This is a genomic window from Pseudomonas citri (genome assembly GCF_025336485.1).
Lineage (GTDB): Bacteria > Pseudomonadota > Gammaproteobacteria > Pseudomonadales > Pseudomonadaceae > Aquipseudomonas > Aquipseudomonas citri.
This window is the reverse complement of record NZ_JAODAB010000008.1, coordinates 144,303-167,907: the sequence shown is the minus strand read 5'-3', so window position 1 is coordinate 167,907 and position 23,605 is coordinate 144,303. Positions and strand designations below refer to the sequence as shown.

The 23,605-nt window shown below is 63.2% G+C and carries 24 protein-coding genes; 7 read left to right on the top strand and 17 right to left on the bottom strand.

Annotated features, from left to right (window positions below; genetic code table 11):
- Positions 1 to 274 precede the first annotated feature (274 nt).
- From leuS to N4Q37_RS12075, 5 genes are all read left to right on the top strand, one after another.
- A complete protein-coding gene (gene leuS, locus N4Q37_RS12095; protein WP_260958225.1) occupies positions 275 to 2,881 on the top strand; it encodes a leucine--tRNA ligase in 2,607 nt (868 codons plus the stop codon).
- An 89-nt stretch (positions 2,882 to 2,970) separates the two neighbouring features.
- A complete protein-coding gene (locus N4Q37_RS12090) occupies positions 2,971 to 3,576 on the top strand; it encodes an LPS-assembly lipoprotein LptE (protein WP_260958222.1) in 606 nt (201 codons plus the stop codon).
- Between the two features lie 39 nt (positions 3,577 to 3,615).
- On the top strand, positions 3,616 to 4,653 hold the full coding sequence (holA, locus tag N4Q37_RS12085; RefSeq protein ID WP_260958221.1) for a DNA polymerase III subunit delta: 1,038 nt from the start codon (positions 3,616 to 3,618) through the stop codon (positions 4,651 to 4,653).
- A 138-nt stretch (positions 4,654 to 4,791) separates the two neighbouring features.
- The gene (arfA, locus tag N4Q37_RS12080; protein WP_260958219.1) at positions 4,792 to 4,956 is read left to right on the top strand and encodes an alternative ribosome rescue factor ArfA; all 165 of its coding nucleotides are present in this window, start codon (positions 4,792 to 4,794) and stop codon (positions 4,954 to 4,956) included.
- Positions 4,957 to 5,028: 72 nt separating this feature from the next.
- A complete protein-coding gene (locus N4Q37_RS12075; protein ID WP_260958216.1) occupies positions 5,029 to 6,351 on the top strand; it encodes a lytic murein transglycosylase in 1,323 nt (440 codons plus the stop codon).
- A gap of 60 nt (positions 6,352 to 6,411) precedes the next feature.
- Here the strand turns inward: N4Q37_RS12075 and N4Q37_RS12070 are convergent, their stop codons facing one another.
- The 14 genes from N4Q37_RS12070 to N4Q37_RS12005 all read right to left on the bottom strand — a co-directional run bounded on the left by N4Q37_RS12070 (position 6,412) and on the right by N4Q37_RS12005 (position 19,586).
- Positions 6,412 to 7,347 carry a S66 peptidase family protein gene (locus N4Q37_RS12070; protein ID WP_260958214.1) on the bottom strand — a complete coding sequence of 312 codons (936 nt, stop codon included), beginning with the start codon at positions 7,345 to 7,347 and terminating at the stop codon, positions 6,412 to 6,414.
- A 340-nt stretch (positions 7,348 to 7,687) separates the two neighbouring features.
- Entirely contained in the window at positions 7,688 to 7,921 is a 234-nt protein-coding gene (locus tag N4Q37_RS12065) for a hypothetical protein (protein WP_260958213.1), read from the bottom strand.
- Between the two features lie 204 nt (positions 7,922 to 8,125).
- Positions 8,126 to 9,148: a lipoyl synthase gene (lipA, locus tag N4Q37_RS12060; RefSeq protein WP_260958211.1), complete on the bottom strand. Its 1,023-nt coding sequence runs from the start codon at positions 9,146 to 9,148 to the stop codon at positions 8,126 to 8,128.
- Between the two features lies 1 nt (position 9,149).
- Positions 9,150 to 9,797 carry a lipoyl(octanoyl) transferase LipB gene (lipB, locus tag N4Q37_RS12055; RefSeq protein WP_260958209.1) on the bottom strand — a complete coding sequence of 216 codons (648 nt, stop codon included), beginning with the start codon at positions 9,795 to 9,797 and terminating at the stop codon, positions 9,150 to 9,152.
- A complete protein-coding gene (locus tag N4Q37_RS12050) occupies positions 9,797 to 10,072 on the bottom strand; it encodes a DUF493 domain-containing protein (protein WP_260958207.1) in 276 nt (91 codons plus the stop codon). Before N4Q37_RS12050 ends, lipB begins: the two co-directional genes overlap by 1 nt.
- 82 nt (positions 10,073 to 10,154) lie before the next feature.
- Positions 10,155 to 11,312, bottom strand: coding sequence for a D-alanyl-D-alanine carboxypeptidase family protein (locus N4Q37_RS12045; RefSeq protein ID WP_260958205.1), 1,158 nt, complete (start codon positions 11,310 to 11,312; stop codon positions 10,155 to 10,157).
- A 170-nt stretch (positions 11,313 to 11,482) separates the two neighbouring features.
- Entirely contained in the window at positions 11,483 to 12,508 is a 1,026-nt protein-coding gene (locus N4Q37_RS12040) for a septal ring lytic transglycosylase RlpA family protein (protein WP_260958203.1), read from the bottom strand.
- Positions 12,508 to 13,518, bottom strand: a complete 1,011-nt coding sequence (gene mltB / locus N4Q37_RS12035) for a lytic murein transglycosylase B (RefSeq protein ID WP_260958202.1) — start codon at positions 13,516 to 13,518, stop codon at positions 12,508 to 12,510. Before mltB ends, N4Q37_RS12040 begins: the two co-directional genes overlap by 1 nt.
- A 17-nt stretch (positions 13,519 to 13,535) precedes the next feature.
- Positions 13,536 to 14,639 (bottom strand): rod shape-determining protein RodA, encoded by a 1,104-nt coding sequence (gene rodA, locus N4Q37_RS12030; protein ID WP_260958291.1) that lies wholly within the window; start codon positions 14,637 to 14,639, stop codon positions 13,536 to 13,538.
- A 31-nt stretch (positions 14,640 to 14,670) separates the two neighbouring features.
- Positions 14,671 to 16,566: a penicillin-binding protein 2 gene (gene mrdA, locus N4Q37_RS12025; protein ID WP_260958200.1), complete on the bottom strand. Its 1,896-nt coding sequence runs from the start codon at positions 16,564 to 16,566 to the stop codon at positions 14,671 to 14,673.
- Between the two features lie 10 nt (positions 16,567 to 16,576).
- On the bottom strand, positions 16,577 to 17,044 hold the full coding sequence (gene rlmH, locus N4Q37_RS12020; protein ID WP_260958199.1) for a 23S rRNA (pseudouridine(1915)-N(3))-methyltransferase RlmH: 468 nt from the start codon (positions 17,042 to 17,044) through the stop codon (positions 16,577 to 16,579).
- A 9-nt stretch (positions 17,045 to 17,053) separates the two neighbouring features.
- Complete coding sequence (gene rsfS, locus N4Q37_RS12015) at positions 17,054 to 17,548, bottom strand: ribosome silencing factor (protein ID WP_260958198.1); 495 nt, start codon at positions 17,546 to 17,548, stop codon at positions 17,054 to 17,056.
- A gap of 69 nt (positions 17,549 to 17,617) precedes the next feature.
- Entirely contained in the window at positions 17,618 to 18,286 is a 669-nt protein-coding gene (nadD, locus tag N4Q37_RS12010) for a nicotinate-nucleotide adenylyltransferase (protein ID WP_260958290.1), read from the bottom strand.
- Positions 18,287 to 18,314: 28 nt separating this feature from the next.
- The gene (locus tag N4Q37_RS12005) at positions 18,315 to 19,586 is read right to left on the bottom strand and encodes a glutamate-5-semialdehyde dehydrogenase (RefSeq protein ID WP_260958197.1); all 1,272 of its coding nucleotides are present in this window, start codon (positions 19,584 to 19,586) and stop codon (positions 18,315 to 18,317) included.
- A 187-nt stretch (positions 19,587 to 19,773) separates the two neighbouring features.
- Here N4Q37_RS12005 and N4Q37_RS12000 point away from each other — a divergent pair, with 187 nt between their 5' ends.
- A complete protein-coding gene (locus N4Q37_RS12000; protein ID WP_260958196.1) occupies positions 19,774 to 20,454 on the top strand; it encodes a DNA-3-methyladenine glycosylase in 681 nt (226 codons plus the stop codon).
- Between the two features lie 63 nt (positions 20,455 to 20,517).
- Positions 20,518 to 21,834 (top strand): bifunctional DedA family/phosphatase PAP2 family protein, encoded by a 1,317-nt coding sequence (locus N4Q37_RS11995; protein WP_260958195.1) that lies wholly within the window; start codon positions 20,518 to 20,520, stop codon positions 21,832 to 21,834.
- Positions 21,835 to 21,885: 51 nt separating this feature from the next.
- On the opposite strand, the gene N4Q37_RS11990 is transcribed toward N4Q37_RS11995, so the two are convergent.
- The 3 genes from N4Q37_RS11990 to N4Q37_RS11980 are packed head-to-tail and all read right to left on the bottom strand — an operon-like array spanning position 21,886 to position 23,562.
- Positions 21,886 to 22,476, bottom strand: coding sequence for an LON peptidase substrate-binding domain-containing protein (locus tag N4Q37_RS11990; protein ID WP_260958194.1), 591 nt, complete (start codon positions 22,474 to 22,476; stop codon positions 21,886 to 21,888).
- Positions 22,477 to 22,486: 10 nt separating this feature from the next.
- Positions 22,487 to 23,203, bottom strand: coding sequence for an LrgB family protein (locus N4Q37_RS11985; RefSeq protein ID WP_260958193.1), 717 nt, complete (start codon positions 23,201 to 23,203; stop codon positions 22,487 to 22,489).
- The gene (locus N4Q37_RS11980) at positions 23,200 to 23,562 is read right to left on the bottom strand and encodes a CidA/LrgA family protein (protein ID WP_260958192.1); all 363 of its coding nucleotides are present in this window, start codon (positions 23,560 to 23,562) and stop codon (positions 23,200 to 23,202) included. Before N4Q37_RS11980 ends, N4Q37_RS11985 begins: the two co-directional genes overlap by 4 nt.
- Positions 23,563 to 23,605: the final 43 nt, after the last annotated feature.

Here is a 23,605-nt window from a genome sequence, read left to right as displayed (position 1 = left end):
TAAGACTCACTCCCCATTGAGAAGCTTAGCTTCGCTGGGCAAACCGGCAGCTCGCCGCGACCAACGGCCCTGAACGCCGCCCGTCGGCAGATGTCGAGGATGACCACGACGCAATCAGGGTTTCCCTCGGTAGAGCGCGGTCATGTATGCTACGGCGCTTCCTGTAACTCCAATTCCAGCCTGGCTGGGCATCGAAAACGCCACGATCGGCGTCGTCTGCGTCCAACAGGGCCACGAAGAGGATTGGGCCACCCCATTCAGTACAAAAGTAGCCATGCACGAACACTACCAGCCCCGTGAAATCGAAGCCGCCGCCCAGTCGTTCTGGGACGAGCAAAAGTCCTTTGAAGTCAGCGAACAGCCAGGCAAGGAGACTTACTACTGCCTGTCGATGTTCCCTTACCCCAGCGGCAAGCTACACATGGGGCATGTGCGTAACTACACCATCGGCGACGTGATCTCCCGCTACCAGCGCATGCAAGGCAAGAACGTCCTGCAACCCATGGGTTGGGACGCCTTCGGCATGCCGGCGGAAAACGCCGCGATGAAGAACAACGTAGCGCCCGCCAAGTGGACCTACGAAAACATCGCCTACATGAAAAGCCAGCTGCGCAGCCTGGGCCTGGCGGTGGACTGGTCCCGCGAAGTGACCACCTGCAAGCCCGACTACTACCGCTGGGAACAGTGGCTGTTCACCCGCCTGTTCGAAAAAGGCGTGATCTACCGCAAGAACGGCACCGTGAACTGGGACCCGGTGGACCAGACCGTACTGGCCAACGAGCAGGTGATCGACGGTCGCGGCTGGCGCTCCGGCGCGCTGATCGAAAAGCGCGAGATCCCGATGTACTACTTCAAGATCACCGCCTACGCGGATGAACTGTTGGAGAGCCTCGACGAGCTGACCGGCTGGCCCGAGCAGGTCAAGACCATGCAGCGCAACTGGATCGGCAAGTCCCGGGGCATGGAAGTGCAGTTCCCCTACGACGTCGCCTCGATTGGCGAAGCCGGCGCCCTGAAGGTCTTCACCACCCGTCCGGACACGCTGATGGGGGCCACCTACGTGGCCGTGGCGGCCGAACACCCGCTGGCGACCCTGGCGGCCCGCGACAATCCGCAACTGCAAGCTTTCATCGCCGAATGCAAGGGCGGTAGCGTCGCCGAAGCCGATGTCGCCACGCAGGAAAAGAAAGGCCTGCCAACCTCGCTGTTCGTCGAACACCCGCTCACCGGCGAAAAACTCCCGGTCTGGGTCGCCAACTATGTGCTGATGCACTACGGCGACGGCGCGGTCATGGCCGTGCCAGCCCACGATGAACGCGATTTCGAGTTCGCTCACAAGTACAACCTGCCAGTCAAGACCGTGGTGCGCACCAGCGCCGGCGATCAGAATCCAGCGCCGTGGCAGGACGCCTACGGCGAACACGGCGAGCTGATCAACTCCGGCGAGTTCGACGGCCTGGACTTCGCTGGTGCATTCGATGCCATCGAAGTCGCCCTGATCAAGAAGAACCTCGGCGCCTCGCGCACCCAGTTCCGCCTGCGCGACTGGGGCATCAGCCGCCAGCGCTACTGGGGCTGCCCGATCCCGATCATCCATTGCGCTAACTGCGGCGACGTACCGGTGCCGGAAGACCAGTTGCCCGTGGTCCTGCCGGAAGACGTCGTACCCGACGGCGCCGGCTCGCCCCTGGCGCGCATGCCGGAATTCTACGAGTGCAACTGCCCGAAATGCGGTGCACCGGCCAAGCGTGAAACCGACACCATGGACACCTTCGTCGAGTCCTCGTGGTACTACGCCCGCTACGCCTCGCCCCGCTATGAAGGCGGCCTGGTGGAAAAATCCGCGGCCGACCACTGGTTGCCGGTGGATCAGTACATCGGCGGCATCGAACACGCCATTCTCCACCTGCTCTACGCGCGCTTCTTCCACAAGCTGATGCGCGACGAAGGCCTGGTGAGCTCCAACGAACCGTTCAAGAACCTGCTGACCCAAGGCATGGTGATCGCCGAAACGTACTATCGTCGCGAAGCCAACGGCGCCTACACCTGGTTCAACCCGAGCGACGTCGAACTCGAACGCGACAGCAAGGCCAAGGTCATCAGCGCCAAGCTGATCGCCGATGGCCTGCCGGTGGAAATCGGCGGCACCGAGAAGATGGCCAAGTCGAAGAACAACGGCGTCGACCCACAGTCGATGATCGACCAGTTCGGCGCGGACACCTGCCGCCTGTTCATGATGTTCGCCTCGCCACCCGACATGAGCGCGGAGTGGTCGGACTCGGGCGTCGAGGGCTCGCACCGCTTCCTCAAGCGCGTCTGGCGCCTGGCGCAAGCCCACGTCACCCAGGGCCTGCCGGGCAAACTGGACATCACCAGCCTGAGCGACGAGCAGAAAACCATTCGCCGCGCGATCCACCTGGCCATCAAGCAGGCCAGCCATGACGTCGGCCAGAACCACAAATTCAACACCGCCATCGCCCAAGTGATGACGCTGATGAACGTGCTGGAAAAAGCCGCGCAAGCCACCGAGCAGGATCGCGCACTGGTCCATGAAGGCCTGGAAGCCGTGACGCTGCTGTTGGCACCGATCACGCCGCACATCAGCCACGAGTTGTGGAACCGACTGGGTCACGCTGATCCGGTGATCGACGCCAGCTGGCCGGTGGTGGACGAAGCCGCACTGGTACAGGACAGCCTGACCCTGGTCATCCAGGTCAACGGCAAGCTGCGCGGCCAGATCGAAATGCCAGCCGCCGCCACACGCGAAGAAATCGAAGTCGCTGCGCGGGCCAATGAAAACGTACTGCGCTTCGTCGATGGCCTGACGATTCGCAAAGTGATCGTCGTGCCGGGCAAACTGGTCAACATCGTCGCAAGCTAATTGGACCGGGCGCCTGGCCAAGGGCCGGGCGCCGAATCTAATCTGTGGGGTCGCATGATCGACCCATGGGTTTCAAGGGGAGCAACAAGATGATCAAACGTAATCTGCTGGTAGTGGGCCTGGCGGTCCTGTTGAGCGCCTGCGGCTTCCAGTTGCGCGGCACCGGCACCACCGAGCTGGCCATCACCGAGCTGGACCTCAGCGCACGGGACGCCTACGGCGATACCGTGAAAATGCTGCGCGACACCTTGGAAAACAGCGGTGTGAAAGTCTACAGCGGTGCACCGTACAAGCTGGTATTGACCCGTGAACAGCAAACCCAGCGCAGCCTGAGCTATGCCGGTGCCGGTCGTTCGGCCGAGTACGAACTGAACAACGTGCTGAGCTATGAAATCCGCGGCCAGAACAACCTGGTGCTGCTGGACGACAAATTGCAGGTGCAGAAGGTCTACCTGCATGACGGCAACAACATTACCGGCTCCGACCAGGAGTCGACCGAAGTACGCGGCGAAATGCGTCGTGACCTTGTCCAGCGCATGATGCTGCGCCTGCAACAGCTGAGCCCGGCCCAGCTGGAACAGCTGCAACAGACCGCCGACGCCCGCGCCAAGGCCGAAGCCGATGCACTGGAAGCGGCACGCAAGGCTGAAGCGGAAACCCCGCAACAGTCGCCGATGCAGATCCCGGCTGAATAAGCCTTGCGGGGCGCTCCGGCGCCCCGCTCGCCTTCTCTTATGAAGCTTGCTCCCGCCCAACTCGGCAAACACCTGCAAGGTGCCCTCGCGCCGGTCTACATAGTCAGCGGCGATGACCCGTTGCTGTGCCAGGAAGCCGCCGACGCCATCCGTGCCGCCGCTCGCCAGCAAGGTTTCGACGAACGCCAGGTGTTCGCCGCCGACGCCAATTTCGATTGGGGCACGCTGCTGCAGGCCGGCGCGAGCATGTCATTGTTCGCCGAGAAGCGCCTGCTGGAGCTGCGTTTACCGTCCGGCAAGCCCGGCGACAAAGGCGCCGCCGCGTTGATCGAGTATTGCTCACGGCCAGCCGAAGACACGGTGCTGCTCATCAGCCTGCCGAAACTCGATGGCAGTGCGCAGAAAACCAAATGGGGCAAGGCCCTGGTCGACGGCCAACAGACCCAGTTCGTGCAGATCTGGCCGGTCGAAGTCAGCCAGTTGCCGAGCTGGATCCGCCAGCGCCTGTCCCAGGCCGGCCTATCGGCCAGCCAGGACGCGGTGGAGCTGATTGCCGCGCGGGTCGAAGGCAACCTGCTGGCCGCAGCCCAGGAAATCGAAAAGCTCAAGCTGATGGCCGAGGGTGGCCAAGTGACCGTGGAAACGGTCCAGGCCGCCGTGGCCGATAGCGCCCGCTTCGATGTCTTCGGGCTGACCGACGCAATCCTCAACGGCGAAGCCGCCCACGCCCTGCGCATGCTCGAAGGCCTGCGGGGCGAAGGCGTCGAACCGCCGGTGATCCTCTGGGCCCTGGCCCGGGAGCTGCGCCTGCTGGCCAACCTCTCGCTGCAATACAGCCAGGGTGTACCACTGGACAAAGCCTTCAGCCAGGCCCGTCCGCCGATCTGGGACAAGCGCAAGCCGCTGATGAGCAAGGCCCTGCAACGCTACTCGGCATCGCGCTGGGCACAACTGCTGCTCGAAGCCCAGCGCATCGATGCGCAGATCAAGGGCCAGGCCGCCGGCTCACCGTGGATGAGCCTGAGTCGATTGTCGCTGTTGATGGCCGGGCAGCGGTTGAGCTTGCCGGCTGAATAACCCATGTCTCTTCCCTCGCCACAAGAGCTCGCTGGTCGCAAACTCTGTACACATTCCACCGGCCTGCCGGGACTGGACAGCCCCCCAACTCTGCCCCATGATTCGCCCCGCAACCCCCACCGCTGGAGATACTCCACCATGAGCAAAAAGCCATCCAAACATGGCCCCAACAAAGCCAAGTCCATCATCGCCCAGCCCCTGTTCCGCAGCCGCCAGGAACGACCCACCAAGGGCAAGGGCAGCTACCGCCGCGAAGCCTTCCAGTCTGACAACTGGGAGGCTTCTTGCTTTCTGGCAGCCTGAAACACTCGGACAAGCCCTACGGCCCTTTCGCATGTTAAGGTCAGCACCTGATTTGTTTTTCTGGATCCGTGCATGCCCTTTTGTCTTTCCCGTCGTTGGCCCATGCGCCAATTGATTGCTGCCACAAGCGTCGCCCTGCTTGTCGCCTGCGCCGAAAAGCCTACCGCCGCCGACGCCCAACCGCTCCAGACCGTTCCAGCCCTGACCGCTCCGGCCACCGTGCCACCCGTGGTGCCAACCGGTGAGAACCTGGACATCGCACCGACCCAGACCTTCGCCGAATGGCAGGCTGGCTTTCGCAAGGAAGCCCTGGCCGCCGGGATCCGTGCCGACCTGTTCGACCGCGCCTTTATCGGCGTCAGCCCGGACATGAGCGTGATCAAGGCCGATCGCAGCCAGCCCGAATTCACCCGGCCCGTCTGGGAATACCTCGACGGCGCGCTGTCGCCCCTGCGGGTCAACAAAGGCAAGAGCCTGATCCAACAGAATGCCCAAGTCCTGCAAAGCATCGAACAGCGTTATGGCGTCGACCGCCAGGCCCTGGTGGCGGTGTGGGGCATGGAGAGCAACTTCGGCCAGTTCCAGGGCACCAAGTCGGTGATCAACTCGCTGGCGACCCTGGCCTATGAAGGACGGCGCCCGGGTTTCGCCCACGCGCAACTGATCGCCGCGCTGCAAATCCTGCAACAAGGCGACATCTCGCCGGAAAAAATGCTCGGTTCCTGGGCTGGCGCCATGGGCCAGACCCAGTTCATCCCCACCACGTACAACACCCACGCGGTGGATTTCGACGGCGACGGACGCCGTGACATCTGGGGCAGTTCCACCGATGCCCTGGCCTCGACCGCCCACTACCTGCAAAGCTCCGGCTGGCAACGCGGCCAGCCATGGGGATTCGAGGTGGAGCTCGCCGAGGGGTTCGATTACGCCCTGGCCGACGGCACGATCCGCAAACCCGTCTCCGAATGGATGAAACTGGGAGTTTCCACTTACGCCGGCATGCCGATTGCCCCGGGTGATCGACAGTTGTCCGCGGCCCTGTTGCTACCGGCCGGCTACCGTGGCCCGGCGTTCCTGGTGTTCGACAACTTCCGCGCCATCCTCAAGTACAACAACTCCTCGTCCTACGCCTTGGCGGTCGGGCTGTTGTCGGGACGCTTCGCGGGAGAAGGTCTGGTTTATGGCCAGTGGCCCAAGGACGACCTGCCGCTGAGCCGCAGCGAACGCATCGAATTGCAGACACTGCTCGGCCAGCACAACTACGACGCCGGCACCCCCGATGGCATCATCGGCGCCAACACCCGCAAGGCAATCCGCAGCGCCCAGCAGTCGTTCGGCTGGCCCGCGGACGGGTATCCGACGCACAAATTGCTGGAAGGTTTGCGTAACCGCTGATTCGTCCTATGACGGTTACCGCCATCGCGAGCAAGCTCGCGATGGCTGACTCACAAGTCCCTAGACCACCACATCCTGCTCCAGCGTCAAAGTCTGAGCCTCCGCATCCAGCCTGACCAACGCCCCCATCGGCAACGTCAGGTTCGGATCACAATGCCCGCTGCGCCAGCCAGACATCACCGGAATCCGCAGCGCCTCGAAGGTCTGCCTGAGCAACCGGTTCAAGGCCTCGACGTCCACCCCGGCAACATCGCCCACCAGTACACCCCGTAACTTCGCCAGGATGCCGGCCAGTCGTAGCTGGGTCAGCAGGCGATCGATGCGGTACAGCGGCTCGTTGATGTCTTCGATGAACAGGACCACGCCGTCGGCGTCGATCTGATAAGGCGTGCCCAGGGTCGCGGCAATCATCGACAGATTGCCCCCCAGCAGGCGCCCGTGGGCGATACCCGGCTCAACGGTGGTCAAGGGATACGTCGCAGGATGGCTCAGCACACTGCCGGCCTTCGACTGACCCTGCAACAGGCTGAAAAACGAGGTGACGGTTGGGGGTTGCTTGTCGCCCAAGAGATCGGCGTTGAGCAATGGTCCGTGGAACGTCACGAAGCCTGCGTAACGGCTGATGGCCAGGTGCAGGGCGGTGATGTCGCTGTAGCCTACGAAGGGCTTTGGATTGCGTCGTAGCAGGTCGTAATCGATGCGGTCCAGCAAGCGCGGCGTTCCGTAGCCGCCGCGCAGGCAGATGATCGCTTTGACTTCTGGGTCGGCGAAGGCGGCGTGCAGGTCGTTGAGGCGTACTTCGTCGCTGCCGGCCAGGTAGCCGTTTTTTTCGTAGACGCCGGGGAATATCCGTAGGCTGTGACCCCTTGCGTGCATCCATTGGATGGCTTTTTCGGTGTCCAGGGGGGCGGGGCCGGCGGGGGCGATCAGGGCGATCAGGCCTTTTGGGGGGAGGGCTGGGACGGGGGGATGAGGGTTTAGCGGGTGGACGTTCATCCGTGGAGCTCCCGGTTTTTTGGCTGATATGCGTGTGTATATCCGTTTCTGCGGTCACGGCCACTTATGGTTCCGCCCTTACGGCGGGTTACTTTTTTCAAACGCCAAAAAAGTAACCAAAAACGCTGTGCCCCACCACTCGGCACCTCGCCAAGGCGAGGTGTTCCCTCACTCCGGCATTGCTCCGTGGGCCCGCCGCGAAGGGCCATCCATGGCCCAGCGCGGCTAACCCGGCATCCATGCCGGGTTGCCCACTACGCAATGCCTGCGTTCGGCCAGCGTGGTTGATGGGGCGTTTAGATCAAAGTCAAAAGCAGAGCAAAGCAAAGCAAGGGCACGCTCAGCGTGTGTGTAGCTGATCCACCGCCATCGCGAGCAAGCTTTGCTCCCACAGCAGGCCACAGCGCTGTAAGGATGTAGAACCGCTCAAAACAGCGGCCACCAAGCCGCTCCGCTTTTGATCTTGATCTTGATCTTGATCTTGATCTTGCGCCCCATCAACCACGATGGCTGAACGAAGGTATTGCGCAGTGGGCACCTCGGCATGGATGCCGAGGTAGCCGCGCTGGGCCATGGATGGCCCTTCGCGGCGGGCCCGCGGAGCAATGCCTTCGTTCAGGCATGCCGAGCCTAGGCGAGGCACCGAGTGGTGGGGCGAAGACCTTTTGGTTACTTTTGGGGCGTTTGCCAAAAGTAACCCGCCGTAAGGGCGGAACCCTAGGTAGCCGTTACACAAAAAACGGATATACCCACCACCCCAAGAACCAACGCAAAAAAATCAGGCCCCAAGCAGCTCAGCCTTAACCAACTTCGCCTGCTCATCCGCATGATACGAAGACCGCACCAACGGCCCCGAAGCCACGTTCTTGAACCCCATCTTGTACCCCTCCTCGGCAAACCAGGCAAAGGTATCCGGGTGCACAAAACGCTGGACCGGCAGGTGGTTACGCGAAGGTTGCAAGTACTGCCCCAGGGTCAGCATGTCGATGTCATGCTCACGCATGCGCTGCATGACCTCGATCACTTCCTCATCGGTTTCACCCAGGCCCAGCATCAAACCGGACTTGGTCGGAATGTGCGGCATCATCTGCTTGAAACGCTGCAGCAAGGTCAGCGACCACTGGTAGTCCGAACCCGGGCGCGCGGCCTTGTACAGGCGTGGCACGGTTTCCAGGTTGTGGTTGAACACATCCGGCGGCTCGGCGGCGGTGATTTCCAGGGCGATGTCCATGCGACCACGGTAGTCCGGCACCAGGGTTTCGAGTTGCACGTTCGGCGACAGCTTGCGGATCTCGCGGATGCAATCGGCAAAGTGCTGGGCACCGCCGTCGCGCAGGTCGTCGCGGTCCACCGAAGTGATGACCACGTAGCGCAGCTTGAGGTCGGCGATGGCGACGGCCAGGTTTTCCGGCTCGCTGGTGTCCAGGGGCTTCGGACGGCCATGGCCGACGTCGCAGAACGGGCAGCGACGGGTGCAGATGTCACCCATGATCATGAAGGTGGCGGTGCCACCGGAGAAGCACTCGCCCAGGTTTGGGCAGGAGGCCTCTTCGCAGACGCTGTGCAGCTTGTGCTTGCGCAGCAGCGCCTTGATACGGTCGACTTCCGGGGAAACCGGGATGCGCACGCGGATCCAGTCAGGTTTCTTCGGCAGCTCGGTGGTCGGGATGATCTTGACCGGGATGCGTGCGACCTTTTCGGCGCCGCGAAGCTTCACGCCCGCCTCGACCTTGGTGCGCGGGGCCGGACGCTCGGTACCATCTTGCGTCGGAGTTACGGTTTGCACTGCATCATTAGTCATATCAATCGATTCCGCCCGTAAGGGTCGTCTGCTCAGCGTAGTCGAGGTGTTTGACGAGCTGCGCGCGCAGCCTGGCACTTACCTCGGCAAATTCAATCGTTCCTGCGTGATCGCGCAGCTGGGTCATCGCGAGCCCCGCGTAGCCACAGGGATTAATCCGTCGAAACGGGGCAAGGTCCATGTCCACGTTCAACGCCAGGCCATGAAACGAACAGCCGTGGCGGATCCGCAGACCCAGGGAGGCGATCTTCGCCCCGTCGACATAGACGCCTGGCGCGTCCGGCTTGGCCTGCGCACTGATGCCATAGCTGGCCAGCAGCTCGATCAGGCAGGTCTCCATGCGGGTCACCAGCTCGCGCACGCCGAAACCCAGCTTGCGCACGTCCAGCAACAGGTAGGCGACCAATTGGCCGGGGCCATGGTAAGTCACCTGCCCGCCCCGGTCGACCTTGACCACCGGGATATCTCCGGGCAACAACAGGTGCTCGGCCTTGCCGGCCTGGCCCTGGGTGAAGACCGGCGGGTGCTCCACCAGCCAGACCTCATCGTCGGCGGTGTTGCCGCGTTCATTGGTGAAGCGTTGCATGGCGTGCCAGACCGGTTCGTAAGCCATCCGGCCCAGCTCGCGAAAGCCCAGCGTACCCGGCATCACAACACCATGTGCACGAAACCGGTCGCCCGCAGCTCACTGTTGATGTCGTAAAGCTGTTCCTGGCCGGTGGCAATGATGTGCACCTGGATCGTGGTGTACTTGCCGTTGGTGCTCTGGCGCTCGGCCAGGGTCTTGAAGTCGATGGTGGCGTGCTTCTCGACAATGGCGACGATCTTGTCCTTGAAGCCCACCCCGGTGTCGCCAATTATCTTGATGGGATAATCCGCGCACGGAAATTCGATTTTCGGCGCCTTTACTTCGGAATCTGTCATGTCGTAGCGGCCTCGTAAGCCTTGGTAAACGAACATGGCCCCGGACCGGATAGGAACGGGGCCATGCAGCTCAACACTCGAATCAGTTGAACAAGCCGTAGAAGAATAGACGGATGCTATCCCACATGCGGCGCAAGATGCCACCTTCCTCGACGGTGTCCAACGCGATCAGGTCGGCGCTGTGGACCACCTTGTCTTCCAGCTTGACTTCGACTTTACCGATCACGTCGCCCTTGGCGATGGGGGCGGTCAGTTGCGGGTTCATGGTCATGCTGGCAGCGAGCTTCTTGAGCTGGCCCTTGGGCAGGGTCATGGTCAGGTCCTGGGCCAGGCCGGCCTTGACCTGGTTGCTGGTGCCCTTCCAGACCTGGGCCTGGGCCAGTTCGGTGCCCTTCTGGTAGAAGGTCTGGGTTTCGAAGAAGCGGAAGCCGTAGGTCAGCAGTTTTTGCGTCTCGGCGGCGCGGGCCACTTCGCTGCTGGTGCCGAACACCACGGCGATCAGGCGCATGCCATCACGCACGGCCGAGGACACCATGCAGTAGCCCGCTTCGTCGGTGTGGCCGGTCTTCAGGCCGTCGACAGTCTTGTCGCGCCACAGCAGCAGGTTGCGGTTAGGCTGCTTGATGCCGTTCCAGAAGAATTCCTTCTGGGAGTAGATGGCGTAGTGCGCCGGGTCCTCATGAATGATCGCCCGGGCCAGCAGCGCCATGTCGTGGGCCGAGGAATAGTGCTCGGGGTTCGGCAGGCCGGTCGGGTTCATGAAGTGGCTATTGGTCATGCCCAGGTCGCCGACGGTCTTGTTCATCATGTCGGCGAAGGCGTCTTCGCTGCCGGCGATGTGTTCGGCCAGGGCCACGCTGGCGTCGTTGCCGGACTGGATGATGATGCCGTGCAGCAGGTCGCTGACGGTCACTTGCGAACCGACCTTGATGAACATCCGCGAACCGCCGGTACGCCAGGCGTTTTCGCTGACGGTCACCGGATCGTTCTCGCCGATCTGGCCGCGACGGATTTCCAGGGTCGCGATGTAGGCGGTCATCAGCTTGGTCAGGCTGGCCGGTGGCAGACGCTGGTCACCGTTGTTCTCGACCAGCACGTTGCCGCTGCTGGCATCCATGAGTACATAGGCCTTGGCCGCCAGTTGTGGAGGCGAAGGCATCATCTCGACCGCGAACGCGGCAGGTGAGAGCAGCAGCGGGACTAGCAGGCAAAGGCGTTTGGCAAAGGTGGTGATGTTCATCCGTCTCTCGAAAATCGCTAATGGGACTGCCCGGAGGCAAAACTAACAGGCAACCTTCTAACGGGCTGCCGCGTATTAAGTTGCTCACTCACATCCCTTGCCGGGCTTTTTATTATGCGTGGAGCCAACAACCTGACCCGCTCGAACCACAAGCGGGTTTTTCAATCAAATCACTCGGCGGTGACCAGGCTCGGCGAACCGAGGTTGGCCAGGCGCACGCTGTTCTGCACTTGCTGGACCTCACCCGGCGAACCGATCGGCCCCAGGCGCACCCGATGCAGTGTCTGCTGGTTGCGCACGATCGAGCTGATGAACACCGGGGCGCTCACCATCGAGCTGAGCTTCGACCTCAGCAGTTCGGCAGCGTCCGGGTTGGCGAACGCGCCCACTTGCAGAAACTGGCCAGACGCTGTTGCAGAAGCGTTTTTTTTTGCATCGATCTGCACCGGCACGACGGCCGCGGCATGTTGCTGCGGCGGCGGGGTCCATTGCTCGACCGTACCGGTGGATGCCGTCACGGCCGGCGCGGCATTTTGCGCCACTTTCGGCTCGTTGAGCATTAAAGGCGCCGGACGGCCGCGCTGGGCCCACCACTCCTGCGGGTCGATGCCTTCGACCTTGACCCGCGCGGTGCCGATTTCAGCATAACCGAGTTTTTTTGCCGCCGCATACGACAGGTCGATGATGCGGTCGGAGTAGAACGGCCCACGGTCATTGACCCGCAGGATCACGCTCTTGTTGTTGTCCAGGTTGGTCACCCGCACATAGCTGGGCAGCGGCAAGGTCTTGTGCGCCGCGCTCATGCCATACAGGTCGTACACCTCGCCGTTGGCGGTGTTCTGGCCGTGGAACTTGGTGCCATACCAGGACGCCGTGCCCGACGCGACATAGGTCTTGGAGTCGGCCATCGGGAAATAGGTCTTGCCCAGCACCGTGTACGGGTTGGCCTTGTAGGGCCCGGTGTGCAGGGTCGGGGTTGCATCGGGAATCCGCGAAACGTCCACGTCCCACCACGGTGCGCCGTCCTTGTGGGCCCGGTTGATGTCCAGGCCCGGCATGCTGCGCACGGCGTTGGTATTTTTCTGGGTCGGGGCGCGACTGGTCGAACAACTGACGACCAGCAGCGACAGAGCAGCCAAGGCCACGAGTTTGAGGGGCCTGGCGTTCAGGGGAGGATGGGTAGGCAATGCCCGCATTATTTGACGCCCCGTGCTTTGACCAGCTCTTCAGACAGTTGATATACGGCCATGGCGTACATCACGCTGCGGTTATAACGCGTAATCGCGTAGAAATTCTTCAGGCCCATCCAATATTCGGGGCCCTGCTCGCCTTCCAGGCGCATCGCGGTGACCGCCATGTCATCACGCAGCGCATCATGACTCGACCAGCCCAACGCCCGCAACTCCCCGACGGTTTTCGTTGGCTCGAGGCCCTCGGTCAGGCCCTCGTCCACCCGCTCGCCGCGTACGTCGGCACGGCTGACCACCGGTTGGCCGGCCTCCCAGCCGTGGCGCTTGAAATAACTGGCCACGCTGCCGATGGCGTCGGTCGGGTTGTTCCAGATATTGATGTGGCCATCGCCGTCGAAGTCCACTGCGTAGGCGCGAAAACTGCTGGGCATGAATTGCGGCAACCCCATGGCTCCGGCGTAGGAGCCTTTGAGCGTCAGTGGATCGACCTGCTCTTCGCGGGCCAGCAACAGGAACTCACGCAGTTCCTTGCGGAAGAAATCGGCCCGGGGCGGGTAATCAAAGCCCAGGGTCGACAGGGCATCGATCACCCGGAAGTTGCCGGTATTGCGCCCGAAGAACGTCTCGACGCCAATGATGGACACAATGATCTGCGCCGGCACGCCGTAATCCTGTTCGGCGCGGGCCAGGGCGGCCTCGTGCTGGCGCCAGAAGTCCACGCCGCGGGCGATGCGCGCATCGGTGATGAACATCGGCCGGTACTCGCTCCACTGCTTGACACGCTCGGCGGGCCGGGAGATCGCATCGAGGATCGACTGCTTGCGCTCGGCCTCGCGGAACACATCCATCAGCTGCTCACCGGCAAACCCGTAGTCACGGGTCATCTCGCCGACGAACTCGGCCACCTGGGGCGAGCCTTCGTATTCGCCGGCCAACGCCGGCTGCGCGCCGCCGAGCAGGCCGAACAGGCCGATCCACGGCGCGTATCGCGTCGACCAGCCACGCATTGCTTGCATTGAACTCTTCACCTTATTCAAACCTGTGCGATCCACTTGCGGTGGGTATGGATCGACATCAAGACCCCAAACGCTGACAGTAGCGTCACCAGCGAAGTTCCTCCGTAGCTAATGAAGGGCAACGGCACCCCCACCACCGGCAACAGGCCACTGACCATACCGATGTTGACGAAAACATAAACGAAAAACGTCATGGTCAGGCTGCCCGCCAGCAACTTGCCGAACAGCGTCTGGGCCTGGGCGGTGATCACCAGTCCGCGGCCGATCAGCAGCAGGTAGATCAGCAGCAGGATGCAGATACCCACCAGGCCGAACTCCTCGCCCATCACCGCGATGATGAAGTCGGTGTGGCTTTCCGGCAAAAAGTCCAGGTGCGACTGGGTGCCCATCAGCCAGCCCTTGCCGAACACCCCGCCGGAACCGATGGCGGCCTTGGACTGGATGATGTTCCAGCCGGTGCCCAGCGGATCGCTCTCCGGGTCGAGGAAGGTCAGGATGCGTTGCTTCTGGTAGTCGTGCATGACGAAGTACCACATGGCCACCGACACCGGTACGGCGATGGCGATCACGCTGAGGATCCAGCGCCAGCGCAGCCCGCCCATGAACAACACGAAGGCGCCGCCGGCCAGGATCAGCAGCGACGTGCCGAGGTCCGGCTGGCGCACGATCAGGATGAACGGGATGCCGATCAGCAACAGGCTGATGCACACATGCTTGAGCTGCGGTGGAAGGGTGCGCTTGGACAGGTACCAGGCGATGGTCGCCGGCATGATGATCTTGAGGAATTCCGAAGGCTGGAAGCGGATCACCCCGGGGATGTTGATCCAGCGCGTGGCACCCATGGCGTTGTGGCCCATCACGTCCACCACCACCAGCAGGGCCACGCCCACCACATAGGCCAGCGGCACCCAGCGCGCCATGAACCGCGGCTCGAACTGGGCGATGACGATCATCGACACCAGGCCAATGCCGAACGAGGTGGCCTGCTTGGCCAGCAAGTCCCAGCTCTTGCCACTGGCCGAATACAGCACGAACAGGCTGCCGGCCGCGAGGATCAGCAGCAGGACCAGCAACGGACCGTCGATGTGCATGCGCTGCAACAACGTCGCCCGCCGGCGCATCACATCTTCGCTGGAGAGGATCCGGTCGAAATTACTCTTCACGGGCCGTAGCCTCCGCGGTGGTGGGGCTTGCGAATTCGGGCTTGAGCTGGCCGTGCTCATCCAGCAGCCAGGCGTCCATCACCTGGCGCACCACGGGCGCGGCCACGCCGGAACCGGACTCGCCGTTCTCGACCATCACCGACACGACAATCTTCGGGTTGTCGGCCGGCGCGAAGCCGACGAACAGGGCGTGGTCGCGGTGGCGTTCCTGGAGCTTGGAACGGTCATACTTTTCGCCCTGCTTGATGGCCACGACCTGGGCCGTACCACTCTTGCCGGCAATGCGGTATTGCGCGCCGATGGAGGCCTTGCGGGCGGTGCCCCGGGCACCGTGCATCACCTGCTGCATGCCGTTGTTGACCTTCTGCCAGTCCGACGGGTTGTGCAGGACGATGTCCGGCATCGGGTTCGGGTCCACCGGCTTCTGGCCCTCGATGGTCTTGGCCAGGTGCGGGCGGAACCATTTGCCCTTGTTCGCCACCAGGGCCGTGGCCTGGGCCAGTTGCAGGGGCGTGGCCTGCATATAGCCCTGGCCGATCCCCAGGATCAGCGTTTCACCCGGGAACCACGCCTGCCGGCGAGTCACCCGCTTCCATTCCCGGGAAGGCATCAGGCCCGGAGATTCTTCGAACATGTCCAGGGAGACTTTCTGGCCGATGCCGAACTTGCTCAGGTAGGACGACAGCCGATCGATCCCCAGCTTGTGGGCCAGGTCATAGAAGTAAGTGTCGTTGGACCGCATGATCGCCGTTTCCAGGTCCACGTAGCCGTCACCGGTACGGTTCCAGTTGCGGTACTTGTGGTCATAGTTGGGCAGCATGTAGTAACCAGGGTCGAAGACCCGGCTCGACGCGGTCACCACGCCGGCGTCCAGCCCGGCAATCGCCACGGCCGGCTTGATGGTCGAGCCCGGCGGATAGAGGCCGCGCAGCACCCGGTTGAACAATGGCCGGTCGATGGAATCGCGCAACTCGGCGTAAGCCTTGAAGCTGATGCCAGTGACGAACAGGTTCGGGTCGAAACTCGGCTGGCTGACCATCGCCAGCACCTCGCCGGTGTTCGGGTCTAGGGCCACCACCGCGCCACGTCGCCCGCCCAGCGCCGCTTCGGCGGCTTCCTGCAGCTTGATGTCCAGGCTCAGGACAATGTCCTTGCCAGGAATCGGGTCGGTGCGCTTGAGCACCCGCAATACCCGGCCACGGGCGTTGGTCTCGACTTCTTCATACCCCACCTGGCCGTGCAGCTCAGGCTCGTAGAAGCGCTCGATACCGGTCTTGCCGATGTGGTGGGTGCCGCTGTAGTTGACCGGATCGAGGGTCTTGAGCTCTTTCTCGTTGATCCGCCCCATGTAGCCAACCGAGTGGGCAAAGTGCGGCCCCTGGGGATAATGCCGTACCAGTTGCGCCACCACCTCGACGCCGGGCAGGCGGAACTGGTTCACGGCGATCAGGGCAATCTGTTCTTCGGTCAGCTCGAACAGAATCGGCACCGGCTCGAACGGACGCCGCCCCTGGCGCATGCGCTTCTCGAAGATCGCCCGGTCCTCGGGAGTCAGTTGCAGCACTTCGACGATCACGTCCAGCACATGCTGCCAATCGCCGGACCGCTCGCGGGTCATGCTCAGGCTGAAGCTGGGCCGGTTATCGGCCACCACCACGCCATTACGGTCGAAGATCAGGCCGCGAGTCGGCGGGATCGGTTGCACGTGCACCCGGTTGTTTTCCGACAGGGTCGAGTGGTACTCGTACTGGATCACCTGGAGGAAATACAGCCGCGCGATCAGCACGCCGATCAGCGTGACCACCGTAATGGCGCCGAACACGACGCGACTGCGCACCAGGCGGGCGTCTTTTTCGTGGTCCTTGATGCGGATCGGCTGAGGCATGGGGGCGGGATTACTTGTGGTAAGGGTGCCCGGACAGCACTGTCCAGGCACGATACAGCTGTTCGCCGATCAGGATCCGCACCAGTGGGTGCGGCAGCGTCAACGGCGACAACGACCAACGCTGGTCGGCTCGGGCACAGACTTCCGGCGCCAGCCCTTCCGGGCCGCCGACCATGAAATTGACCGTGCGCGAATCCAACCGCCAGCGATCGAGCTCCACCGCCAATTGCTCGGTGCTCCAGGGCTTGCCGTGGACTTCGAGGGTGACGATGCGCTCGTTCGGCCCGACCTTGGCCAGCATGGCTTCGCCTTCCTGGCGGATGAAACGCGCCACGTCGGCGTTCTTGCCACGGGTATTGAGCGGAATTTCCACCAGGTCCAGGGCCAGCTCGGAGGGAAGACGCTTGGCATATTCATGCCAGCCTTCTTCCACCCACTTGGGCACGCGAGAACCGACGGCGATCAGGCGCAGTCGCACAGCGATCCCTTATTGCTGGTCTTTGTTGAGCTTGGTGAAGTGCTCATGGGGGTTTTCCGGGCTGTGGTGGCGAGCATCCGCCGCACGACTCTGCTCGGCACCGGCCCACAGACGCTCCAGGTCGTAGAACTGGCGGGCCGAGGCGGTCATCATGTGCACGATGACGTCGTCCATATCCAGCAGGACCCAGTCGCTTTCGCCCTTGCCTTCTTCACCCAGCGGCTTGACGCCACGGGCCTTCACCACTTCGCGGACCTTCTCCAGCATCGCATTGATCTGGCGGTTGGACGTACCGGTGGCGATGATCATGAAGTCGGTGATGCTCTGCTTTTCACGAACGTCGATCACCTGGATGTCCTGGGCCTTGACGTCTTCCAGGGCCGCCACGGCCACCTTGACCAGCTCCTCGCCGGCCAGCACGACACCAGTCGGGGCCTCAGCGGGCAGCGGGGCGCTCTTGAACGTGCCCTTGCGCTTTACTTTGTTTACGTCTTTGTCAGTCATATAAAACTCGTTTTGCTCGTATGTTCGGGCGCTTCGCTACGCATTCACGTACCTTCAAGCGCGCCGTTTTCAGTTCGACGCACGGTACAGCCCGTGCGCATCGATGTAGGCCAGGACCGCGTCGGGCACCAGGAAACGTACCGACTTACCGCTGGCCAGCAGTTGACGGATCTGGGTGGCGGATACCGCGAGCGGCGTCTGCCAGACGAATGCAATCTGTCCGCTCGGCCCTTTCAGGGCCAGCGGGTCGCTCACCGAGCGGGCCGCCAGCAGGTTGCGCAAGGCATCCGGCGGCTCGCTGTCGGCATCCGGGCGTTGCAGCACCAGGATGTGGCAATGCTGGAGCAACTCTTCCCAGCGGTGCCAAGTGGGCAGGCCGCAAAATGCGTCCCAGCCCAGAAGCAGGAAAACCTGGGCATCCACGGCCAGTTCGGCGCGCATCAACTCCAGGGTGTCTATGCTGTAGGACGGTTTGTCCCGCTGCAATTCACGGGCGTCCACCAGCAACGGCGCCACACCGGCCACCGCGCACTCGACCATCGCCAGGCGGTCCTGCGCCGACACCTGCGGCGCATCCCGGTGCGGCGGCCGGGCGCTGGGCACCAGGCGCAGCTCATCGAGGGCCAGGGCGTCGGCGACTTCCAGCGCTCCGCGCAAATGGCCGATGTGCACCGGGTCGAACGTGCCGCCCAGGATACCGATGCGTCTTGGCGCGGTCGTCGTCACAGAGGGCGTCATCACGGGCGCCGGGTCGAGGTCGCCCAAGTCAGGCTGGCTCCTGTCCACGCAACTGGCCGTCACCGACCACGATGTACTTCTCGCAAGTCAGGCCTTCGAGGCCCACCGGGCCGCGGGCGTGCAGCTTATCAGTAGAAATGCCGATCTCGGCACCCAAACCGTATTCGAAACCGTCGGCAAAGCAGGTCGGGGTGTTGATCATCACCGAGGCCGAGTCCACCTCGGCCACGAAACGCCGGGTTTCGCCCTGGTGCTCACTGACGATGGCGTCGGTGTGATGGGAGCCATGGCGGTTGATGTGCTCGATGGCCTCGTCCAGCCCATCGACCACGCGAATCGACAAAATCGGCGCCAGGTATTCGGTGTCCCAGTCCGCTTCGCTCGCTTCCACGGCCTCGATGATCGCCCGGGTGCGCTCGCAACCGCGCAGCTCGACGCCTTTTTCGCGGAACTGGGCCGCCATCGCCGGCAAAAATTGCGCGGCAACAGCCTGGTCCACCAGCAGGGTTTCCATCGCGCCGCAGATGCCGTAACGGTAGGTCTTGGCGTTGAAGGCGATGCGCTGGGCCTTGGGCAGGTCGGCGTGGGCGCTGACGTAGACGTGACAGATGCCGTCCAGGTGCTTGATCACCGGTACACGGGCGTCGCGGCTGACCCGCTCGATCAGGCCCTTGCCACCGCGCGGCACGATGACATCGACGAACTCGGGCATGCTGATCAGTGCACCCACGGCGGCACGGTCAGTGGTTTCCACCACTTGCACCACGGCAGCCGGCAGACCGGCCTCGGCCAGGCCGCGCTGAATGCAGGCAGCGATGGCACGGTTGGAATGAATCGCCTCGGAACCGCCGCGCAGGATGGTTGCGTTGCCGGACTTCAGGCACAGGCTCGCGGCGTCGATGGTCACGTTGGGCCGCGACTCGTAGATGATCCCTACCACGCCCAGGGGCACGCGCATCTTGCCGACCTGGATGCCCGATGGCCGGTAGCTCATGTCGCGGATCGCCCCGACCGGGTCCGGCAGTGCCGCGACCTGGCGCAGGCCGACGATCATGCCGTCGATGCGGGCCGGGGTCAGCGCCAGGCGTTCGAGCATGGCCGGCTCGAGCCCGTTGACCCGGCCGGCGGCCAGGTCCAGCTCGTTGGCGGCGGACAGCTCGGCGCGAGCGGCGTCCAGCGCATTGGCGGCGGCCTGCAGGGCGCGGTTTTTCTGCGCGGTGCTGGCACGGCCGATGATGCGCGACGCTTCGCGGGCGGCGCGACCCAGGCGGGTCATGTAGTCAAGAACGGACTCAGTCATGGTCTGTGAGGTCTTGGCAGTGAGGAAAGCGGCAGATTATAGCTGTCGTCTCCCTCGACTAACAGCATGGACTCACAGCGGTGACCGGCGGAGGCGCAAAACCTACAGAAATATCCGATGTTCAGCGGCGATTAAGCAATCCATTGCTATCATCGCGCTTCCTTTGGCCTCACTCCGCCTATCGACCATGACTGATTCGCCCTGTCCGCCAAACGCCCTGCCCCATGCCTTTTTTGACCGCGACGCACAAGTGCTGGCCCAGGACCTGCTGGGCAAGGTCATCCGCCACAAGGTCAATGGCCTGTGGCTCAGCGCGCGGATCATCGAGACCGAAGCGTATTACTTCGCCGAAAAGGGCAGCCACGCCTCCCTGGGCTACACGGAAAAACGCAAGGCCTTGTTCCTCGACGGCGGCCACATCTATATGTACTACGCCCGTGGCGGCGATTCGCTGAACTTCAGCGCCCAAGGGCCGGGCAATGCCGTGCTGATCAAATCGGCCTACCCCTGGGTCGATACCCTAAGCGGCCCCCAGAGCCTGGCGCAGATGCTGCGGAACAACCCCGACGCCCAAGGCCGGCCACGCACGCCGCAAAAACTCTGTGCCGGCCAGACCCTGCTGTGCAAGGCCCTGGGGCTGAAAGTGCCAGAGTGGGACGCCAAGCGCTTCGACCCCGAACGCCTGTTGGTGGAGGACATGGGCGTACCGACAGTCAATGTGATCCAGACCACCCGCCTGGGCATTCCCCAGGGGCGCGACGAGCACCTGCCCTATCGCTTCGTCGACGCCGCCTACGCCCCCTGGTGCACCCGCAACCCCTTGCGCCGCGGACAGGTCGAAGGCCGTGATTATTTTTTGCTGCCCTGATGAAATACCGCGTCCCCCACAGCAAAGATTGCGTACCGCTCATTATTCAATGGAGTTGTCCTTATGGGCCCATGGCTCGATAGCATCACCGCCTGGCTGACCGTGAACCCGCAATGGCTGGCGATAGCCGTGTTTATCGTGGCCTGCACAGAATGCCTGGCCATCGTCGGCTTGATCGTGCCGGGCACCGTGTTGCTGTTTGCTGTGACGGTCATGGCCGGCAGCGGTGCGTTGCCCTTGGGCGAGACGCTGCTGCTGGGCCTGCTCGGCGGGTTGTTGGGGGACATGGCGTCGTACTTCCTGGGTCGGCATTTCCACCAGAACATTCGCCGCTTGCCGGGGTTGCGGCATCACCCGGAATGGATGAGCGCGGCGGAGAATTATTTCCAGCGCTACGGCATCGCCAGCCTGCTGGTGGGTCGCTTCATCGGCCCACTCAGACCGATGCTGCCGATGGTGGCCGGGATGTGCGACATGCCGTTCCCGCGCTTCGCCGCCGTCAGCCTGCTGGCCGCGACAGGCTGGAGCGTGGCCTACCTGCTGCCGGGTTGGGCCACCGGGGCGGCGTTTCGCCTGCCACTGCCCGAGGGTTTCTGGCCACAGGCCGGTGTGGTGATCGGCAGCATCGCGGTGATGATCGGCCTGAGCGTCAACAGCAGCCTGCGTCGCCATCGACACGCCACGGCGTTGATTGCCGGCCTGGGCCTGGTGATCCTGATCGGCCTGTTCAGCGGTTTTCGTTATTTGACGGCGTTCGACCAGGGCCTGATGGCGCTGGTCCAGGAGCACCGCAGCCCGGCACTGGATGAAATCGCCGTGACGTTCACGCTGATCGGCGAATTTCGCAACATGCTGGTGATCTGCGCACTGGTGACCGCGCTGCTGTTGCTGGCACGCCAGTGGCGCCCGGCGCTCTTCGCCGGCGGCACGATGCTGTTCACGGCCCTCGCCAACACCGCCAGCAAGCACTTCTTCGCCCGGGTGCGCCCGGAAATACTGACCGACCCGCTGAGCAGCTACAGCATGCCCAGCGGCCATGCCTCCGGCGCCTTCGCCCTGTTCCTGGCCCTCGCCGTGCTGGCCGGTCGCGGCCAACCACCGCGCCTGCGCCTGACCTGGCTGCTGCTGGGCTGCCTGCCGGCGCTGACCATCGCGTTGTCGCGGGTGTACCTGGGAGTGCATTGGCCCAGCGACGTCCTCGCCGGCGCCATGCTCGCCGCCAGCGTTTGCGCCGCCGCCCTGTGGCTGAGCCAACGCCAGGCACCGTTGCAGGCGATGTCGCCGAAAATCTGGTGGCTGATCCTGCCGGCGCTGGTGGCGACGTTCAGCTTCTTCGCACTGCGGCATTTGCCCCATGCGATGTTGCGGTATGCCTATTGAACGCCGTCCTGCCTCCACGGGGGCAGGGTTGTTCAGTGAGTATGAGTGGCGTCAGGCGAACAGTTCCCCTTGCAACTCATCGAGCAAGGCCTGGATCGCATCCAGGCGCTGCTGTGGATCGTCGAGTTGCAGCAGCTCGATCTTGTCCAGTTCCTTGAACGGCAGCAGATAGGCGAGTTGGTTGGCCAGTGATTGCTGGCCAGTCGCCTCGGTGCCCATGTTCAATGCCTCGACCATCGGATGCTCGGCCAAGGCCTGCAGCAGCGCCACCAAGTCCGCATCCTCATCCTGCAACGGTTGCTCCGGCTCCTCTTCCAGCCACTCCACCTCGGCGACCGTCAACTGGTCCGGCTGGACATGGCTGTCATGCACGATAAAGCGCCGGGCGCCCTGCACGCGGATCCCCAGCAGGCCATTGCCCTGCTGGGAGAAGTCGGTGATCAGCGCTTCACAGCCGACCCGGGCATAGCCGTCGGGCGCGAGGCCGACCTCCTCGCCCTCAAGGATGCACACCACGCCAAACCCTTCGCCCTTTTTCATGCAGCGTCCGATCATGTCGAGGTAACGCGCCTCGAAAATCTGCAGATCGAGGATGCAACCGGGGAACAGCACGGTGTTTAACGGGAAAAGCGGCAAGCTCATAAACACGTCCTTAAACCGTCATCGACACCACCAACGGCAATAGCACCGCCGTGGCCACACCCATCAGACTCATCGCCAGCGCCGCAAAGGCGCCCGTTTCCTCACTTTCCTGCAACGCCACGGATGTCCCCACGGCATGCGCGGTCAAGCCCAGGGCCATGCCCCGCGCCTCAGGGCTACGGACCCCGAGCTTCGTCAGGATGCTCGGGCCGAGGATCGCCCCGAGCACACCGGTAATCAACACGAACACCGCCGCCAGGGCCGCTACGCCGCCGATCTGCTCGGCTACCAACATGGCGATCGGCGAGGTCACCGACTTGGGCGCCATGGTCATCAGGATCATGTGATCGGCGCCAAGACTCCAGCCCAGCGCCACCGCAGAACCGGTGGCAAACACCCCAGCTATCACCAGCGTAGTAAAAATCGGCCAGAACAACTGCCGGATCCGCCGCAGGTTCAAATACAGCGGCACCGCCAGGGCCACCGTGGCCGGGCCCAGCAGAATGCTGAGGATCTCGGTGCTCTTGCGGTATTCGGCGTAGCCGATGCCGCACAACAGCAGCACGCCGATCAACAGCACCATCGACATCAGCACCGGTTGCAGGAACACCCAGCGAGTCTTTTCGAATGCCGCCAGCACCAGTTGATAGGCGCCCAGGGTAATGCCGATGCCGAACAGCGGATGATGGATCACCGAAGCCCAGGCGCCCTGCCAATCGAACATCATTGGCTGTCCTCCGGTGCGGCGTGACGCCGGGCCAGGCGCTGCATCAGCAACCCCGTCAATGCCACGGACAGGACCAGGGACAGTGTCAGCGCGCCAACGATGGCCCAGAAATCGGCGGCGATAGCCCGGGCATAGACCATCACCCCCACCGCCGGTGGCACCAGCAGCAACGGCAGGTAGCGCAACAGGCTGGCGGCGGCCTGGCTCAACGGCTCGCTCACCTCGCCGCGCATGATCAGGTAACCCAGCAACAGCAACAGGCCCACGATCGGCCCCGGCAACACCGGCAGGAACAAATGATTGATCGCAGTGCCAAGCAATTGAAACAGCACCAGCCAGGTCAGGCCCCGTAGCAACATTCGCGCTCTCCCCCGCAACAGCCCCCATGAATGCGCCAGCATT